Genomic DNA, 16,288 nt, shown 5'->3' on the forward strand with positions numbered 1-16,288 from the left:
TCCTAACGGTAAATTTGGTTAAGAAGCGAGGTAATCTGTTCGGCTTGTTGGTCAAGCGACCAAGACAGGCCCAAATACACCGCCACCATGGCTATCCCAAACAGGGTAAAGATGCCCCATACAGGAAACCCGCTGCGCAGGTTTTGTTGGCCTTTCACTACATTGCGCAACGGCTGTGTCAGCGCTTCCTCAGGTGGCTGATCAAGCGTGGCCAATTGGTCACCCAGGGCACGCACAATTTGCTCGTACTCATCGCGTCCGTGAGACATCACGCGATAACGGCCTTCAAAGCCGAGACACAGGCACAAATAAATAAACGCCAACATATCGCGGTAACGCTGAGGCTCTTGCTGTAGGCGCGAGAGAATAGAAAATACTTTTTCGCCGCCCCAGGTTTCATTATGAAAACGTGTTAACAGCGAGTGCTCAGCCCATTTGCTTTGCCGGCCCCAGGGCATACCCATGACTGCTTCGTCAATGAAGGAGCAGAGCACGTAACGGTAAGCGAGCAGCGTGGCACGGTCATAGCCTTGCTCAGTCAGCTCAATTTCAATGGCGGCAATTTCATCTACCACTTGGCGGTAGAGGCGCTCCACATCGCCCGCACTGTCGAGCTGGCGAACGCGCACCACCATGCCAAGTAGGCTGCTGGCGGCATCCACTAGAGGGTTTAGATTATGGCCGCGCAGACGAAACCAGTAGTCCTCATCGGCATCAAGCTGCTCTGCGTGGCTATGTATCAGATGCTCCAAGCCACGCTCATTAATCAGATCTTCATGGCGCACTTTGTCGTGATCGCCACGCGGTCGTACAAAGCGTTGATCATCGGTTGCGAGATGTTGCATGGCTTAACTCCTGATGGCCCAGAACTGCATTTCCAGTCCTGGAAATTCACCGGCGACGTGGAAGGCAAATCCGCTGGCCCCGTTGAGCATTCCCCACGCTTCACTCTGGCGATCCAGTTGGAAGTAGGTATAGCCAGCGTGATAGGGCAGCTCGCGGGGCGCGACCGGTAACGGTTCAAGTGGTACACCGGGTAGCTGTAGGCTGATGAGGTCACGAATACGCTCGACGCTGGCCACTTTGGTTTGTTGCAAGAACAGCTTGCGCAAGCGCTCGTTGGGCATGTCAGCCCGAACCGCCAAAATGAACTCTGCCGACTCAATGAGGCTAACGTCCGACAACGGCGCCACCAGCAAGCCAAAGCGGCGGGTCTGAATTTGAATGGCGACAGCGCGTGGCTCAAGCACGGTGGAAAGCGCCTGGCGTAGCATCTTCATCAGCGGCCGAAACGCGCGTTCAGGGTGGTCATGATCATAGGCCGGACACTCCGGCGGTAACCGCGACTCATCGGTAAAGGTCACCAGCTCACAGGCCACTTCGTGCATGGTGTCGTAAAGTCGCTCTGGGTGGAGCTGACCAAGCCGGGCCAGGTGTTGAAAACGCGGCTGAGCACGGTTCAGCAATTGCAGCAGCATAAAGTCAGAGACGTCGGCGACCCCTGCTTGATGCGGTGTAGAAAGTCGCTGGGCAATATTGCGCGCTCGCTCTCGCATTAAACCGGCCATCTCCCCCACAAAGCGCTGCAAACCAGGCGCTGCCTGGACGTTAAGTAGAGTGGGCAGAAATTGCTCATCGAGGACTAAGCTGCCATCCGGGCGACGCTCGATAATGCGCGCTACCGATAGGCAGGCGTAACCACTGCGATCATCGCTTTCGAGTAGCAAGCGTGGAGAAACGCGCGCCACCTCGAGCTCTGCTGTAGAACCATCGCGGGAATGCAGGTCACGTACGCTGCGTGACGAGAGGCGATAGCGTGCCGGTAGCTCATCTCCCGGCCAGCGCACTTCGCCGACACCATCGGTTGCCAATGGCAGCCCCAGGTAGACCACCTGATTGGTAATACTGGCATCGCTAATTTCTAACGGGCTAGGCTCGATATCATCGTCCGGCAGCTGAAAAGCGACGCCATCGGGCATAACCCCGCTGGCACGGCTAATGGCAATACGCCCGAAGCTGAGGAACTCACTGTTCAACTCCAGCGTATGAAAGCCATATAGATAGTGACTAATAGCTTTTAGACGAGCATCTATCAGCCCTTCTAAACTGCGCTGCTGTTGCTGGAAATGCTGGGGCTTAATGAATAGCCCCTCGCTCCATACCACACGATTTCGGCTAGCCATTACTCCTCCTTCCTTAGTTCTACTTCGCTATCCCGGAGATGAACCAGCAAGTGGTAATGCTCGCCACGGCTTTTGACCTTAACGACCTTCTTCCACTCGGCTTCGTTGGGGGTGGCGTAGAAAGCAATTATCCCGATGTAGCGCGTTTCTTCATCGACGTCGAAAGGTTCATAAAACTTCCACTGCCCCGGTAGCAGAGTAAAGTCATCGTGGGTGAGGTAATTGGTACCTAATGCCTCCTCCAAATCACGACTTAGTTGACCTAAGTCGGCGGCCATCAACATGGAGTCATCTTTTAACTGCAGCACCTGAAAGCGCAGCGGCGTTCCTTCGCCTTCCAGGTTGGGATTGACGTTTGGCTCAGCAATCATGCTGAGATCCACCGTTGTAGGTCGGTCTTCGGGATAACCGACAGGAATCGATGGATCGCGCATTACCTGCCACGCTTTGCCTGTGGCTTCACGCGTTGAGGCACAGCCTGTTAACAGCAAAATGATGCAAAGTAACCAGACAAGTCGTGCCACATTCTGCAAGCTCATGCTCTGCGCGTTCATGCCTCCTCCCGCTGCTGGCGACGCACCGATTGGTCATAGGCTTGCTCAAAAACTTCCCAAAACAGTTTTTGAAAGCCTTGCTGGCGACCTGAGTTAAGCTCGCGGTAGTAGTGGTGGTACATCTCCCACGCCCAGCCCCCTTCGTCTTCAATGCGATTACCAGCACCACGGTAAGCATGAAAACGCTTGAGCAGAGCGTCAGGTGAGAACGCATCGAGTATGGCACCCAGGGCGTGACCAATGGCTTCTTCTACAGCGGCTTGATGCTGGCCCTGGTGACGTAAGCACTCTGCTACCGCCTCTGGTGCTGATAGGTGTACGGGGCTACGCTGGGCAGAAAATAGGGTTTCAGCCGTCTCCTCATAGGATTGACCAAGACGCAGGGGATTATCTTCAATTGGCTGTAAGCGACGGTCCCGAAGCGGGTACTTACTATCGTTTTGGGACTGCTGCAGTAGACGCAGACCATCAATAGTAGCGCGAAGCGTTTGCCCCGCTTCTTCTAAGAACGCTTGCTGCTCTTCGCTATCACGAAAAGGTAGATCCAGCCCTAAGCCTCTTAACAAAGGATCTGCGCCAATATGGCCAAGCGAAGGCGATGCCGGTTTTTGCCAGCGATCTTCCAATTGCTCCCCAACAGAGCGCTCCAAGTCGTTTATCTGCCGCTCATCCATGCCACTACTCCTCTGCGTTGTTGTGCCATTAGGTGTTCTGATACCGGGAAGGCTTAATGCTTCATCATGGCGCTCTTGGTACTGCCACTGCTGCCCACTTTGATGCGCAGCGTTTTGATGTATGTAGTCGCGATTCGAGAGCCCCATCGCTTCTATCGGTTCCATGGCCTCCGCAGACCGTTCATCGTGATCTAATGCAACCATCGGGTCATGCTGAATAGAGCCGGGCATTGCACCGCCCAAGGCCTCCATGGGATCGCCTTTTTCTTCTGAATGATCAAAGACCTCCCCTTTCCCAACTGACCAAACAGAGCCGTGGGTGGTTACTTCGTCATGCTCTTCGTCAATGAGAGTGGCAAGCGAATTCACGCCTGGCTGCCACGCATGGCGATCCCCGAGATGTACCTTCAGGTGATACTCACCAATCAACAGCTCATCGCCATCGCGTAAAGCGACCTTTCGTTGGCGCCCAATCGGCATCGTGGTGCGATTGATGTAGGTATGGCCACTAAGATCTACTAAGCAGAACTTGCCATCGATCTTGGTGATTTCAGCATGACTGGGTCTGATGCGGCCGCCATGATCTTGCAGTAGCCAGTCATCGTGGAGACTGCTGCCTAGCGTCCCCCCCTCTTCGTAGAAGACGAAGCTGCTGGTTGATCGCCCTTCAAGCAGCTCACTGTTGGTAACGACCAACGTAATGGCGTCTAGTTGATTGGGTTGCATGGGTTAACTCGTCATCTGAATACGTACGCGACGGCGCGTGGAACGGTCGTCACTCTCGGGATCTACGAAGGTGGTCCAGCCAAGCTGGCACGACCCGGCATCACCCAAACACATGGGCTTTACTTCGCTCTCTAACAATTCAAGCTCAAGGTCGTAGGCCAAAGGCTCACGCAACACAAAACTCACCAACGTTTTGAGGGGGCTATGCTCTTCACCATCAGGTAGAAAATCTCTAAAACGGGCCAGACTTAAACCGCGCAGACACAGCGCAAACTTGCCATTCACATCCGCAACACGTTCGCCTGCGACCATGTCACTGCCAAGCGTCATCCCTGAAGTGCCCATACAACTGCGCTGGTCCAGAGGGATCTCCACCCACCGCTGCACCCACTCCTCTATTTCTACCCTGGCTAAGTCGAAACAGTGCCCAACAATGCCGCTGACCACATCAGGTGAACGCGAACGCCCAGCCAATAAGCCCGCATAAGCGAGCATTTTGCTCCAGTTGATTGGCGTTTCACCGCGCAAATCACTGTCAGCAAGCCCTACCAGCGCAAAGATAGCGGCAGAAAAACCATCCTTCGCATCGTTTTGATAGCGAACGTAATGGCGGTATTTGCGCCAGCTTCGGTGCAGCAGCGTTATTAACCGATGGTTAAAGAAGTCCAGGAAATCCCCAGCCGCCCCCTCCCGGTGAGCCGCGTTGTGCGCCAGGGTTTCCAAGTAGTAACCTGGCAGTGGCGACTGCGCACCTTGTAACCCCAGGAAACTGACTTCCATCGCATACTGACCGGCTTGGCTAGCGCTAAGAGCAAGCACATCGCTACCTGGAAAACCCAGTGAAGCCGACGCAGTGAAGCGCACGCGCTCAAATGAGGGCACGCTACCGCCATGCCGCTGCTCTAAATCATCGCCGTGATGACGGTGCAGAAGCTCTACTAGTTGATAAAACTCGTAACGTCGCGCTCCCCGAATAACCGGCGCCAGCGCTACATCAGGGGCTGCTGCCCCTCCTGTAAGGTCCATTGATAGCGCTCTTGGTTATGGCGGTTAATGACATGCAACTCGTGAAATGAGTTGATGCTTGCGTACAACGAAAAGAAGCGCGCCAACACACTGCCGAACAAATAGAGGCTGCCCTCATCGCCAAAGGCCTCTTGATCTAACGTCATCACTGAACGCAGCCCACGCACAGGCAGCCCCTTGCGCAGGCGATCAACGGACTGGGTATCGATATCAAGAATGCCGGCCAGCCTTTTTTGCGCGACCCTTTCTGCTTGCCTGTCTACCAGGGCCCTAAAGTCGTAGGCACGTAGTACCGAGCAAAGCGCATCGCGCTCTAGCAAGGAGAGGTAGTTGAGCGACAAATTTGAGATTAATATCCACAGCAACCCATCATCGAGCGCAGGGCGGAGCACGGGCGTTGGCCGGGTGATATTGCGAAACGTGGCGTAAGCAGGACTCTCTTCCGTCGCCACGCACAGATCGCCGATAGTCAGTTGCTCGGGCAGTTCACGATTGCTGCACGTTAACTGCAGGGAAATCGTCTCACGGCGGCCAAGGGACGCACGTTCATCTCCGCGTACAAAGGCGATGTCGTGGTCAAAGCCATCACTACGCAGACTGTCACGTACTCGCACACGGTAATACAGTGCTTCACGCCCTCGATCACGCTCAATTTGATGCTGAAAACTTTCAAACGGTACATAGCTGCGCGGCTTGTCTTGCCACCCCGTGCGCTCACCTTCTAGCGTGCCTAGCACGTCATCAACACTAAAAACCTCATAGTGAGAGGGTGCCCGACTGTTGGGCCGTATACGGTACTCACTGCGCTCGCCACTTAGATCAATGGGTTCAGCGTCGTGCTCGAAAAGGTTAATCGCCGGCGTGCAGTAAAGCGCCAAATGCTCATTCCGCACCCGTGCATCGGTGGGAAGAGTACGGGCAAAAACAAAGCGCAGGGTGACATTGCTGGCCGTGTCAGCAGGCAGATATTGGGCAAGCCCTACGACATCGAAAAAATGGAAAGCCTCTGGAAAGCAGAGGTACTCCTGCAAAATGCGATACCCTTGATGAACATTCTGCGGGTAAGGCAGCAGTGCTTGGTCACGCTCAAACCCGACGGCTTTAAGCGCATTAGCAGGTAAGCGCTGCGTCTGCCCATCAATCTCTAGCTCCAGCCGTGTCAGGTAATGGCTCATCCATAAATACAGCGTACGGGCTGTGTAGCCATCGCCGCCGAGATGCAAACGCAGCGAGTCGATGCCCATCGCATTCATCGGCTGGTCGCTGCGCACTTCCATTGCTAATTCGACGATAGAGGACTCTCGCGTATGTCTTGCATCGACGCCTATCTGCGCCAATGGATAGAGTGCGACATCATGGCAAGTTCTAAACAAGCATGGCGTACCCTCTACGGGCTCACTGGCCAGTTGCGTTCCTCGCTCGACCCGTTGTTGCTGACTCAAGGCGTACCAGCTCGGGGTAAACTGCACCACTGTCATACTAGGTACCGGCCGCAGGTAGTTCGGCCATAGCATGCTGATTAACGAGTGAGTCAGCTCGGGAAACTCATCCTCCACTTTTTCGCGCATTCGGCCAGTTAGAAAGGCGAACCCTTCTAACAACCGTTCTACATCAGGGTCAGTGCTGCGCTCGGATAAGAAGCGACTCAAGCCGGGGTTCGCATCGGCGAACTCCCGCCCCTGTCGCTTTAAAAAATTGAGTTCATCTCGATAATAGCGATTCAGCATTCGTGCCTCTCAGGCCTATCAGTTGAGACACTGATAACGCTTGTTGTTAAGCAACAAATCGATAGTCGCTTGCGTATTTTCCTTACCTAAAGCGACGGTGGCATGCACCTGAAAACGTAACTGCAACGGGTCACCATGATTAGGCAAAGACTCGACATCTACGCGTTTGACACGGGGCTCATAGCGCTCAATGCACTGACAAATGGCCTGCTGAATATTGCGTTCCAGATCCAATACTCCGATCGTGGCATCGTTAAAGTCGAGCAGGCCAAGCTCAGGTGCACAGGCACTATTCCCCGGATGGCTATTAAGCAAATCAACCAAATGGCGCTTAATTGATTCGACAACCGCTACCAACTCGTCTGCTTCTTGCCTAAGTACGGGATGAGAGGGGGCCGCAAGCCGTTCAAATAACCGGCTCCCTAGCGACGCCCTACTCAACAATCCACTGCCATCAGTTGCCATTAGGCGCCCCATTATTCCTTATCGAGACGACCAACAAGCGAAAGCTCGAAGTTGGCACCCATGTACTTAAAGTGCGGGCGCACCGCCATGGATACCTGATACCAGCCTGGATCACCCTCGACATCCGACACCTGGATTGAGGCGGCGCGCAGCGGGCGGCGGCTACGTACATCGGCAGGGGGGTTCTCTTGATCGGCCACGTACTGGCGAATCCAAGTATTTAGCTCACGCTCAAGATCCTGGCGCTCTTTCCATGAACCAATTTGCTCGCGCTGAAGCACTTTTACGTAGTGCGCCAAGCGATTAATGATGAACATGTAGGGAAGCTGCGTGCCCAGTTTGAAGTTGGTCTCTGCAGCTTTACCTTCAGCTGTGTTCGGAAAGACCTTAGGTTTTTGAACAGAGTTGGCCGAGAAGAAGGCGGCATTATCACTGCCTTTGCGCATGGTTAATGAAATAAAGCCCTCTTCGGCCATTTCAAACTCGCGCCGGTCAGTAATTAACACCTCTGTAGGAATTTTGGCCTGCAACTGGCCAAATGCTTCGTAGGTATGAACAGGTAGGTTTTCGACTGCACCACCACTTTGTGGACCAATGATATTGGGACACCAACGGTACTTGGCGAAGCTATCCGTAAGGCGCTCCGCCAACAAATAAGCGGTATTGCCCCATAAATAGTGCTCGTGATTTTCACTAACGTCTTCGCGGTAGTTAAATGTTTTGATCGGATTTTCTACCGGGTCATAGGGAGTACGCAGTAAGAAACGCGGCGCTGTTAGCCCCAAGTAGCGTGCGTCTTCAGACTCTCGAAGACTGCGCCAACGGGCATATTTAGGCCCTTCAAAAATGGCTTTGAAGTCTTTGATGTTGGGAAGCTCTTCAAAGCTCTCAACACCGAAGAAAGAGGGATCAACTGAAGACATAAAGGGCGCATGCGCCATGGCGCCAACCGCTGCCGTGTGCTGTAGCAGCTTCATATCCGGCGTGGAGGGAGAAAAGTCATAGTGGCCAATGATGCCTGCCACAGGCTCTCCGCCAAACTGACCATAGCCCGCGTTATACACGTGCTGATAGAGACCGCTCTGACTAATTTCAGGGGCAAACTCAAAATCTTCCAGCAGCTCTTGCTTGGTGGCGTGCAGCACATCGAGCTTAATGTTTTCACGGAAATCAGTGCGATCAACCAACAGTTTCAAGCCGCGCCAAGCCGACTCCAACTGCTGAAAACTCGTATCATGCAGGACTTCATCCACCTGATGACTGATTTTACGATCTAGCTCAACAATCATATTATCAACAAGTGCTTTGTTGACCTTTGGAGCCGCCTCATCGCCATTCAGCAGTTCCGCAATGAAGGCAGCTACCCCTTGCTTGGCAACGTCATAACCTTCATCTGCTGGCGCCATGCGCGTTTGCGCCATCACTTGGTCAAGCAACGAAACATCCGCTTCCGTTTCTACCGCTGCATTCTGCTGCTTTGCTGTCTTACTCATTGCTGTGCCTCGAATCCGGTGATCTGCAATAAAAAAACGTTGCTAATGCTGAGGAGTTATTGATCTTTATCCGTTTCCAGCAAAGCCAGCTCATTCAATAACTGCTGGCGGGCCTCATCGTTTTCCAGGAGCTTCTGCAGCCGATCACGGAAAGCCGGCACATTGCCCAACGGGCCCTTTAGCGCAACCAGCGCCTCACGCAATTCAACTAGCTTGCGCAATTCGGGCACTTGCTTAGCAACAGCATCAGGGGAAAAATCCTCCAAGGATTTGAAGTCAAGATTGACAGCAATATCTGTAGGCTCGTCACTTTCATCAAGGCGATTAGGTACTGCCGTTTGCAAGCTCAGTCCAGCTTCGCGCATAACGGACTGAAAGTTGTTTTTATCGACAGAAACGGACTGACGCTCTTCTATGGGCGCCTCTTCCTCACCACCTTTAAAGTCACCCACCACCAATAACTTCAGCGGTAGCTCTGTCTCAGCCTGCTGATCGCCAGTGGCTGGCACATACTTGATGTTGATGCGCTCTTTGGGCGCAACGGTTCCTTGTTTAGCCATGATATTTAGCCCTGAAGAGAGATGTATCAATGTAACTGTGAATAGTTCTCAATTCGTGGGAGCGTAACTATTATAAAAAGTAATGCCAAATCCAACTTTATCTAGCAAAAACAGCTGTTGGTTTAGCGAACAAAAATCACATGCCCTGCTTTCATGTTTTTTTGTATTTTTTGGCGAAATTTCAAGAAAATAGCGGCACTTATGACATCAAAAAATTATCTAATTAAAATTTGTAAGATATCTCTTACAAATTCTATCGTCAATCACTTAAGGTTTTTGACAGAGATAACGCACAAAGGTCGTTGTTAAAACGAGTCGATATCAAAAAGAAAAGGCATTTATAGGTGAATGGGCGATTTAAAAAATAACATTTAGCAGATATTGGTTACCAAATAAAACTTAAAACATATGCAAAATTACTGCTCAAGGCTTTTTAAATTATCAATACGATGAGAGCAAGCAACTCATGGCTTGTTAGGCAATGAGTTGCTTATATCAGGCAATAAATTGCCTAATTATAAATAATAAAATAATAAAAAATATATAAATTATTGAAAAATAAGTGAAAAATAATAGTGGCATGCTGTTTGCTCTAACCACATAGTACACGCGATATTCTTTTACTATTTCACTCAAGGAGATGACCATGCCAACACCATGCTATATCAGCATTGAAGGCCAAACTCAGGGCAATATCACTGCAGGAGCCTTTACTCCTGATTCTGTCGGCAACATTTATGTTGAAGGCCACGAAGATGAGATGCTGGTTCAAGAGTTCAAGCATGTCGTTACTGTACCGACGGATCCACAGTCTGGTCAGCCTTCTGGCCAGCGCGCACATAAACCCTTTATCTTTACTGTTGCACTCAACAAATCAGTGCCGCTGATGTATAACGCACTGGCTTCTGGTGAAATGCTGCCTAACGTAGCACTTAAGTGGTACCGCACTTCTGTTGAAGGTAAACAGGAACACTTCTTCACCACCACATTGACCGACGCCACTATCGTAGACATCAATCTGCGCATGCCGCATGCCCAAGACATCAACAAGTCTGAATTCACTCAGTTGATGGACGTATCATTGGCTTACCGCAAGATTGATTGGGAGCACACTGTTGCCGGCACTTCTGGCTCCGACGACTGGCGCGCACCGATTGAAGGCTAAGCTGTGAAAAGCCTAAACGAGACCTAGACACTAGGCCTTAAAAAAGCGAAGCCCCTTCCAGTTGGAAGGGGCTTCGGCGTTATTGACGTATCGCTACTGGTGCTGCGGCAAGGCTCGGGGATTACACAAACCGACCCAGGCCTACAGCAGCTCGTAAACGATCCATCGTGACTGCGGCTTCTTCCCGCGCTCGTTCCGCACCTTTCTGCAAAACCGCTTCAATGTGGGCGGGGTCTTCCATCAGGGCGTTATAGCGCTCACGCGGGGCGCTTAAGTGGGCATTCAAGTATTCAAACACTTGATCCTTAGCCTCGCCCCAGCCAATACCGTTCATATACTGCTCACGCAGGCTTGCAGTCTCTTCCGCTGTGGCAAAGGCTGAGTAAATCTGGAACAGCGTGCAGCTATCCGGATCTTTCGGCTCACCGGGCTCCAACGAGTTGGTTTTAATCTTGCGCACCAGCTTTTGGAGCTTCTTCTCAGCAACAAAAAGCGGAATGGTATTGTTGTAGCTTTTGGACATTTTGCGCCCATCCAAGCCATTCAACAGCTGTACCTTATCGTCAACGACGGCTTCCGGGAGGACAAAGTGCTGACCTTTATAGAGATGGTTGAAACGCCCGGCGATATCACGGGCCATTTCGATATGCTGAATCTGATCACGCCCTACCGGTACTTTATTGGCGTTGAACATTAAAATATCCGCTGCCATCAGCACGGGGTAACCGAAAAGCCCCATGGTAATGCCTTTATCCGGATCTTGGTTTTCCGCCTCTTCATTCTCAGCAACCGCCGCCTTGTAGGCATGGGCGCGGTTCATAAGGCCTTTGGCACATACACAGGAGAGCATCCAAGTGAGCTCTGGGATTTCTGGAATATCAGACTGGCGATAGAAAATCGCGTTGTCGGTATCCAGCCCCAGCGCCAGCCAAGTAGCAGCAATTTCAAGTCGCGACTCCTGAACACGCTTTGGGTCTGGGCATTTGATCAGCGCGTGGTAATCGGCCAAAAAGTAGAACGACTGAACATTAGGGTCTTGACTGGCCTCAATAGCAGGCTTGATCGCCCCTACATAGTTACCTAGGTGAGGTGTGCCGGTGGTAGTAATACCGGTAAGAACGCGGGTTTTGTTAGACGCTTGCATATGATATGCAGATCCTTCAGGGTGTAAAAAGACCTAACATACCATAGGTGCTAATCGACATATATTCTCGATCACCTCCATTGCCAATTAAAACCATTGCCGCTCTCACCGGCCGTCTCTGTTTCAATGGCTTGGCTATCTGCGACCACATTTACTTCGTTATAAATGATGTAGCTGTTATTAAGGACATTGATTTCCTGCGCCCAAATACTACCTGTTACACGACTTGAATTGACTGACACCTTCCCGGCCGGTGCATAGATATTACCTACCAAGTGACTGCCGCTGTTGACGGCGACTGCATCGCCCGCCCCTGAGTAACTAGAGTTGATCGTTAGCGGCGGCGTGCCAGCTCGCGTTGGTTTTGTATCACCTAATTGGCAATTAGACCCTAGCTCCGTTTTCCCTTTCACAAAAAGCTCAAGCTGAGCATTGTCTTCGACCACTAAGCCATTTCTTCCATCACCGCTAACACTAAACTCACCTTCTACCACCATTCGAAGCTGAGCAGGATTTACTTGGGTATCGCTTTCAAGTCCCGAGATAATGAAGGTAGGGTTACCCGTTAACATTAAATTATTGACAACAATAGTGTTGTCAATAATTTGAGAGTGCTTAGTCCAGCCAGCCTGACTGCTGTCACATGAAACATAGTTATTATTGCAAATATTAAAACCCAACAAATTCCGGAAAAAGTTTACGAAAAAATTCACAATGCACCGAAAATCTAAAAAACCACATTGGCTAAATACCGGCGGCCCGGACGACCGAGTCTCTTCATCATAAAAAAATAGTCCTTCAGGCGTTAATGCCCATTGCCTTCTTTTATCAGTACCCATTTTTATATTGCCAACGCTATCACCATATCGCTGTTTAAGATTTTCAACTTCAACACTCAAGCCTTGAGAATCTAGATAAAGATCGCAACGTTGGGGCGAGCTTTCTGTTATCAATTCTTCTCCCCAAACTCGGGTCTCTCCCCCATGGATAATAGCGCCTTGAGCATATGCATCACCTCTAATGCTTGAAGAGCCAGTCAATAAAATATCCCGTTGAGATCGCACATTACCGTATACGTCAGCATCTACGTCTAACGTAATGTTATCACCTTGCTCACTGCCTAAATTATAAAGAAGATTGTAGGTTTGTGAATCAGCCGAAATAAATTCTGCTGGATCTTCATTAGAGCGATAGCTTGCAGCCAACGAGCTTCCATTGAGCAGTATTTGCCGACATGCCAAGAAGGGCGAACGAAAATTCTGCGCAGTTCCTGATGCATTGAAAGTAATCACTGTAGGTGCTTTAGCGCCAGCCTGCGCTCCCCATGCTTCTAACGTCACTTGGTCGCCGCTGCGAGACACATTCACTATCAGGTTGCTATCAGCTTCACTCAGATGATTGCCTGAAAGAGCTATTAATTCATCTTCGCTAAGTGTTTTGCTCTCTCCATCATCTAGATCAGCCAAGCTATTTTTTAAAAACTCGGTTAAGTTGTCATTGTTTTCATCACTGACAGCACCAGCTACAAAACCCTCACCACTCATTTGTGATTGAACGGACGCACGATAGTTGCCTGCCAAGCGCTCATCAATCAACGCGCTCTGCATCCCTGACATGCCTAACATCAGGGCGCCTGATAGTAATGCCATCACAATCACTAAAGCTGCACCTTGCTGCTGTTTCATAGTGTTGTCTCTTGTGATGCGATTACTTTATTTCGCTCTGTGACGAAAATTGTGATCACGTCACACATCGCCCTCTTTTCTTCTCGGCAATCACCAACTGCCAACGTTACTAAGTGAGATGTGTCATCTTCATTAAATTCAGATAGCATTGGACAATCTGTTGCTTGATCAACCTGGGCAAGATCTACTATAGGCTGACCTTGTGAGAGGTCTTGCAGAACACAATAATGGCGAGCAATACCTTCAGAGTTTCTCTCATCTGGAACGATAGCGTAGTTACCAATATTTCCTTTACGACCGGCTTCAGTCAGAGTACTGACCGCGAAGATTAATGCCTCTTGCTTACGGCTTACCTGGTCGACGGTTTTAAATGTTTTAAAGGTCGTTAAAAACAGCTGACCAGCACCTAAAATGATGACCGTGCCAATAGCCATTGCCACCATCAACTCAACCAACGTAAAGCCATGTTGGCGTTGACTCATGGCGAACTCTCAATACGTGGGAGGCTAAAGGTATAATCAAACTGGTCATTCACATCATCACTTAAAGCCACGATGACACGGAACCGGCAGCTAGCATTACTATTGCTACTCTCAATAGCACTGTTGCCTGGGGAAGCGCCACGCAGCGGGGTCCCTTCACCGCTGTTATTAAACCAATGCTCCTTCCATGCAGTTTGAACAGCGGCAGCCACGATATCTTCACAGGTTTGGCCAGCATCCAGGGTTGCCAAGTGTGCCCAGAGCCGCTCCTGGGCATCTACTGCAGCGACGCTGGCTACCGAACGCTGATAACCCGCATTCGCACTCTGCAGCGCTTTAAGCTGCATGGCTGCTACGCCGATTAGGCCAATAGAAAGAACCACTAAAGCAATTAAAGCCTCTATCAGGCTAAAACCACGCTGTTGCTTCATGGTTCCCCCCGTCGAATACTGCCAGTCGTATTAATAACAAGCGTCACAGGATCAATATTGTCACGCTGTGGAGTGAGCGTGACGTTACAAGTAGAAGCGCCACAGCCATCAATATCGGCATCGCCTAAACTTTGAAAGATGAGTGAGAAAGCTTGGTCCGGCGTAGTGATATTGGCTGACTGCCCTACTCGCATGATCTCATCATCATCTTCACGTTGTACGCGGTAACACCACTGTTGACGATCGTTACCCTCGTCTACTCCTTCAACATCGTCACAATCATCAGGGGGTAAAAACGCTACTAAGACCGGTTGGCGCTGCTTTATCGCTTCGCTACGGGCAAAGCTCAGCACAGAGATCAGTTCGTTTACATCGCTCGCCAGTCGCTGGCGGGCAAGGAAACCAGCAAACGCGGGAACCGCCATAACAGCGATAATCGCTGCGATCATCAGCGTTACCAACAGCTCAATCAGAGTAAAGCCGCGCTGTTTATTCAATTCACCAGCAGGCATTGGGTAACCTTTCGCCGCTCGAACTTAAAGTTATATCTTCTTCGCAACCATCATTCTGAGTGGTACTTGCTGTCAGTAGATAACCGCTACCGGTAATACTCTCCTTAATCTCATAGTTGTTTTCGGGGGAAGACTCACTAATGGTGCAATTGCTATAAGTATAAGAGCGCGTATAACAGCGCTCTAGCTCCGAAGCGGCTTGCATAAGGCCCGCATGAGCGTCGGTTCGCACTGATTTTTGCACGTAGCGGGTATAGCTGGGGTAGGCAATGGAGGCGACGATGCCGATAATCACCAGCACAATCATTAATTCAATGAGGGTGAAGCCGCGCTGGCCATTCAGTAAAGAACGGCCATTAGAAAGATTAGAGACATAAGACACGCGGCTTCGCTCCCGTATTAGTTGGCTCAAACTGTTTCAGTATGTCGCAAACCAATACGCATTGCATTACCAAGCGTGTGATCAGCTGCTGGCGATCACCTTTTCACGCAACTCTTTCGGCATAGAGAAGGTAATGGTCTCTTCGCGGCCCTGTAGCTCTTCAGGTAATGCAGCACCCATGGTTTGCAGCTTGGCGATCACACCTTTCACCAATACTTCAGGGGCACTGGCACCAGCAGTTACCCCGACACGCGCTACATTCTCAAGCCAATTGGGGTCGATTTGATCAGCGTTATCGATCAAGTAGGCGGGTGTGCCCATGCGCTCTGAAAGCTCGCGCAAACGGTTAGAGTTTGAGCTATTCGGGCTGCCCACTACCAACAATAGATCGCTCTGGCTCGCTAGTTCACGCACCGCGTCTTGACGGTTCTGCGTGGCATAGCAGATATCGTCATTGCGCGGCCCCTGAATTTCGGCAAACTTCTCGCGCAGCGCGTCGATCACCTTGGCGGTATCATCCATCGACAGCGTCGTTTGGGTCACGAAGGCCAGCTTTGAGGGATCATTCACCTCCAGCTTAGCAACGTCTTTTTCATCCTCTACCAAATAGATACGCCCACCGTGGGAGGTGTCATAACGCCCCATGGTGCCTTCGACTTCCGGGTGGCCTTCATGGCCGATGAGAATGCACTCCTGGCCACGCTTGGCATAGCGCAAAACTTCCAGGTGCACTTTAGTGACCAGCGGACAGGTGGCATCGAACACCTTCAAACCCCGCCGTTCGGCATCGGCCTGCACTGCACGGGAAACACCGTGGGCGGAGAAAATAACAATAACGTCGTCCGGCACTTCATCCAGTTCTTCAACAAACACGGCCCCGCGGGCGCGCAGCGTTTCGACCACAAAACGGTTATGGACGACCTCGTGGCGCACATAAATGGGCGGCCCAAACACATCCAGTGCGCGGTTGACGATATCGATGGCGCGATCCACACCAGCGCAAAAACCACGCGGATTGGCCAATTTAATCTGAATGGGCTGTGCTTGCGTCGATTGCATAATAGCGCCTTGATGCGTAA

The 16,288-nt window shown here is 51.0% G+C and carries 17 protein-coding genes; 1 reads left to right on the forward strand and 16 read right to left on the reverse strand.

The window, feature by feature from the left end; translation table 11 throughout:
- Positions 1-2: 2 nt before the first annotated feature.
- Genes icmH through tssB form a run of 9 tightly spaced genes read right to left on the reverse strand, consistent with a single transcriptional unit; the run spans position 3 to position 9,408 of the window.
- Positions 3-845, reverse strand: a complete 843-nt coding sequence (gene icmH, locus QEN58_RS16255) for a type IVB secretion system protein IcmH/DotU (RefSeq protein WP_280104638.1) — start codon at positions 843-845, stop codon at positions 3-5.
- A 3-nt stretch (positions 846-848) separates the two neighbouring features.
- Positions 849-2,183 (reverse strand): type VI secretion system baseplate subunit TssK, encoded by a 1,335-nt coding sequence (gene tssK / locus QEN58_RS16260; protein WP_280104639.1) that lies wholly within the window; start codon positions 2,181-2,183, stop codon positions 849-851.
- A complete protein-coding gene (gene tssJ / locus QEN58_RS16265; RefSeq protein ID WP_280104640.1) occupies positions 2,183-2,737 on the reverse strand; it encodes a type VI secretion system lipoprotein TssJ in 555 nt (184 codons plus the stop codon). Before tssJ ends, tssK begins: the two co-directional genes overlap by 1 nt.
- A complete protein-coding gene (gene tagH, locus QEN58_RS16270; protein WP_280104641.1) occupies positions 2,734-4,137 on the reverse strand; it encodes a type VI secretion system-associated FHA domain protein TagH in 1,404 nt (467 codons plus the stop codon). The genes tssJ and tagH overlap by 4 nt, the downstream gene beginning before the upstream one ends.
- 3 nt (positions 4,138-4,140) lie before the next feature.
- Complete coding sequence (tssG, locus tag QEN58_RS16275) at positions 4,141-5,163, reverse strand: type VI secretion system baseplate subunit TssG (RefSeq protein WP_280104642.1); 1,023 nt, start codon at positions 5,161-5,163, stop codon at positions 4,141-4,143.
- The gene (tssF, locus tag QEN58_RS16280; protein WP_280104643.1) at positions 5,127-6,890 is read right to left on the reverse strand and encodes a type VI secretion system baseplate subunit TssF; all 1,764 of its coding nucleotides are present in this window, start codon (positions 6,888-6,890) and stop codon (positions 5,127-5,129) included. The genes tssG and tssF overlap by 37 nt, the downstream gene beginning before the upstream one ends.
- 18 nt (positions 6,891-6,908) lie before the next feature.
- On the reverse strand, positions 6,909-7,355 hold the full coding sequence (gene tssE / locus QEN58_RS16285; protein ID WP_280104644.1) for a type VI secretion system baseplate subunit TssE: 447 nt from the start codon (positions 7,353-7,355) through the stop codon (positions 6,909-6,911).
- Between the two features lie 11 nt (positions 7,356-7,366).
- A complete protein-coding gene (tssC, locus tag QEN58_RS16290) occupies positions 7,367-8,848 on the reverse strand; it encodes a type VI secretion system contractile sheath large subunit (RefSeq protein ID WP_280104645.1) in 1,482 nt (493 codons plus the stop codon).
- 56 nt (positions 8,849-8,904) lie between these two features.
- Positions 8,905-9,408: a type VI secretion system contractile sheath small subunit gene (tssB, locus tag QEN58_RS16295; protein ID WP_280104646.1), complete on the reverse strand. Its 504-nt coding sequence runs from the start codon at positions 9,406-9,408 to the stop codon at positions 8,905-8,907.
- A gap of 646 nt (positions 9,409-10,054) precedes the next feature.
- On the opposite strand from tssB, the gene QEN58_RS16300 reads away from it, so the two are divergent.
- Positions 10,055-10,573 carry an Hcp family type VI secretion system effector gene (locus tag QEN58_RS16300; protein ID WP_040480043.1) on the forward strand — a complete coding sequence of 173 codons (519 nt, stop codon included), beginning with the start codon at positions 10,055-10,057 and terminating at the stop codon, positions 10,571-10,573.
- 121 nt (positions 10,574-10,694) lie between these two features.
- Here the strand turns inward: QEN58_RS16300 and QEN58_RS16305 are convergent, their stop codons facing one another.
- The 7 genes from QEN58_RS16305 to ispH form a co-directional block, all read right to left on the reverse strand.
- On the reverse strand, positions 10,695-11,717 hold the full coding sequence (locus QEN58_RS16305) for a tryptophan--tRNA ligase (protein ID WP_280104647.1): 1,023 nt from the start codon (positions 11,715-11,717) through the stop codon (positions 10,695-10,697).
- 71 nt (positions 11,718-11,788) lie between these two features.
- Complete coding sequence (locus tag QEN58_RS16310) at positions 11,789-13,402, reverse strand: pilus assembly PilX family protein (RefSeq protein ID WP_280104648.1); 1,614 nt, start codon at positions 13,400-13,402, stop codon at positions 11,789-11,791.
- Positions 13,399-13,884 (reverse strand): PilW family protein, encoded by a 486-nt coding sequence (locus QEN58_RS16315; protein ID WP_280104649.1) that lies wholly within the window; start codon positions 13,882-13,884, stop codon positions 13,399-13,401. The genes QEN58_RS16310 and QEN58_RS16315 overlap by 4 nt, the downstream gene beginning before the upstream one ends.
- Positions 13,881-14,315 (reverse strand): type IV pilus modification protein PilV, encoded by a 435-nt coding sequence (gene pilV / locus QEN58_RS16320; protein ID WP_280104650.1) that lies wholly within the window; start codon positions 14,313-14,315, stop codon positions 13,881-13,883. Before pilV ends, QEN58_RS16315 begins: the two co-directional genes overlap by 4 nt.
- Positions 14,312-14,827, reverse strand: coding sequence for a GspH/FimT family pseudopilin (locus QEN58_RS16325; RefSeq protein ID WP_280104651.1), 516 nt, complete (start codon positions 14,825-14,827; stop codon positions 14,312-14,314). Before QEN58_RS16325 ends, pilV begins: the two co-directional genes overlap by 4 nt.
- Complete coding sequence (locus tag QEN58_RS16330) at positions 14,814-15,209, reverse strand: type IV pilin protein (RefSeq protein ID WP_280104652.1); 396 nt, start codon at positions 15,207-15,209, stop codon at positions 14,814-14,816. The genes QEN58_RS16325 and QEN58_RS16330 overlap by 14 nt, the downstream gene beginning before the upstream one ends.
- Positions 15,210-15,290: 81 nt before the next feature.
- On the reverse strand, positions 15,291-16,268 hold the full coding sequence (gene ispH / locus QEN58_RS16335) for a 4-hydroxy-3-methylbut-2-enyl diphosphate reductase (RefSeq protein ID WP_280104653.1): 978 nt from the start codon (positions 16,266-16,268) through the stop codon (positions 15,291-15,293).
- Positions 16,269-16,288 lie beyond the last annotated feature (20 nt).

Origin of the sequence: Halomonas alkaliantarctica, assembly GCF_029854215.1 — a bacterium.
Classification (GTDB): domain Bacteria; phylum Pseudomonadota; class Gammaproteobacteria; order Pseudomonadales; family Halomonadaceae; genus Vreelandella; species Vreelandella alkaliantarctica_A.

Bases quoted from the DNA above. Each gene is read 5' to 3' on its own strand.
- tssK (WP_280104639.1), bottom strand. From the start codon at position 2,183: ATGGCTAGCCGAAATCGTGTGGTATGGAGCGAGGGGCTATTCATTAAG.
- tssF (WP_280104643.1), bottom strand. From the start codon at position 6,890: ATGCTGAATCGCTATTATCGAGATGAACTCAATTTTTTAAAGCGACAG.
- icmH (WP_280104638.1), bottom strand. From the start codon at position 845: ATGCAACATCTCGCAACCGATGATCAACGCTTTGTACGACCGCGTGGC.
- tssC (WP_280104645.1), bottom strand. From the start codon at position 8,848: ATGAGTAAGACAGCAAAGCAGCAGAATGCAGCGGTAGAAACGGAAGCG.
- tssE (WP_280104644.1), bottom strand. From the start codon at position 7,355: ATGGCAACTGATGGCAGTGGATTGTTGAGTAGGGCGTCGCTAGGGAGC.
- QEN58_RS16315 (WP_280104649.1), bottom strand. From the start codon at position 13,884: ATGAGTCAACGCCAACATGGCTTTACGTTGGTTGAGTTGATGGTGGCA.
- ispH (WP_280104653.1), bottom strand. From the start codon at position 16,268: ATGCAATCGACGCAAGCACAGCCCATTCAGATTAAATTGGCCAATCCG.
- QEN58_RS16300 (WP_040480043.1), top strand. From the start codon at position 10,055: ATGCCAACACCATGCTATATCAGCATTGAAGGCCAAACTCAGGGCAAT.
- tagH (WP_280104641.1), bottom strand. From the start codon at position 4,137: ATGCAACCCAATCAACTAGACGCCATTACGTTGGTCGTTACCAACAGT.
- QEN58_RS16305 (WP_280104647.1), bottom strand. From the start codon at position 11,717: ATGCAAGCGTCTAACAAAACCCGCGTTCTTACCGGTATTACTACCACC.
- pilV (WP_280104650.1), bottom strand. From the start codon at position 14,315: ATGAAGCAACAGCGTGGTTTTAGCCTGATAGAGGCTTTAATTGCTTTA.
- tssJ (WP_280104640.1), bottom strand. From the start codon at position 2,737: ATGAACGCGCAGAGCATGAGCTTGCAGAATGTGGCACGACTTGTCTGG.
- QEN58_RS16310 (WP_280104648.1), bottom strand. From the start codon at position 13,402: ATGAAACAGCAGCAAGGTGCAGCTTTAGTGATTGTGATGGCATTACTA.
- tssG (WP_280104642.1), bottom strand. From the start codon at position 5,163: ATGGACCTTACAGGAGGGGCAGCAGCCCCTGATGTAGCGCTGGCGCCG.
- QEN58_RS16325 (WP_280104651.1), bottom strand. From the start codon at position 14,827: ATGCCTGCTGGTGAATTGAATAAACAGCGCGGCTTTACTCTGATTGAG.
- tssB (WP_280104646.1), bottom strand. From the start codon at position 9,408: ATGGCTAAACAAGGAACCGTTGCGCCCAAAGAGCGCATCAACATCAAG.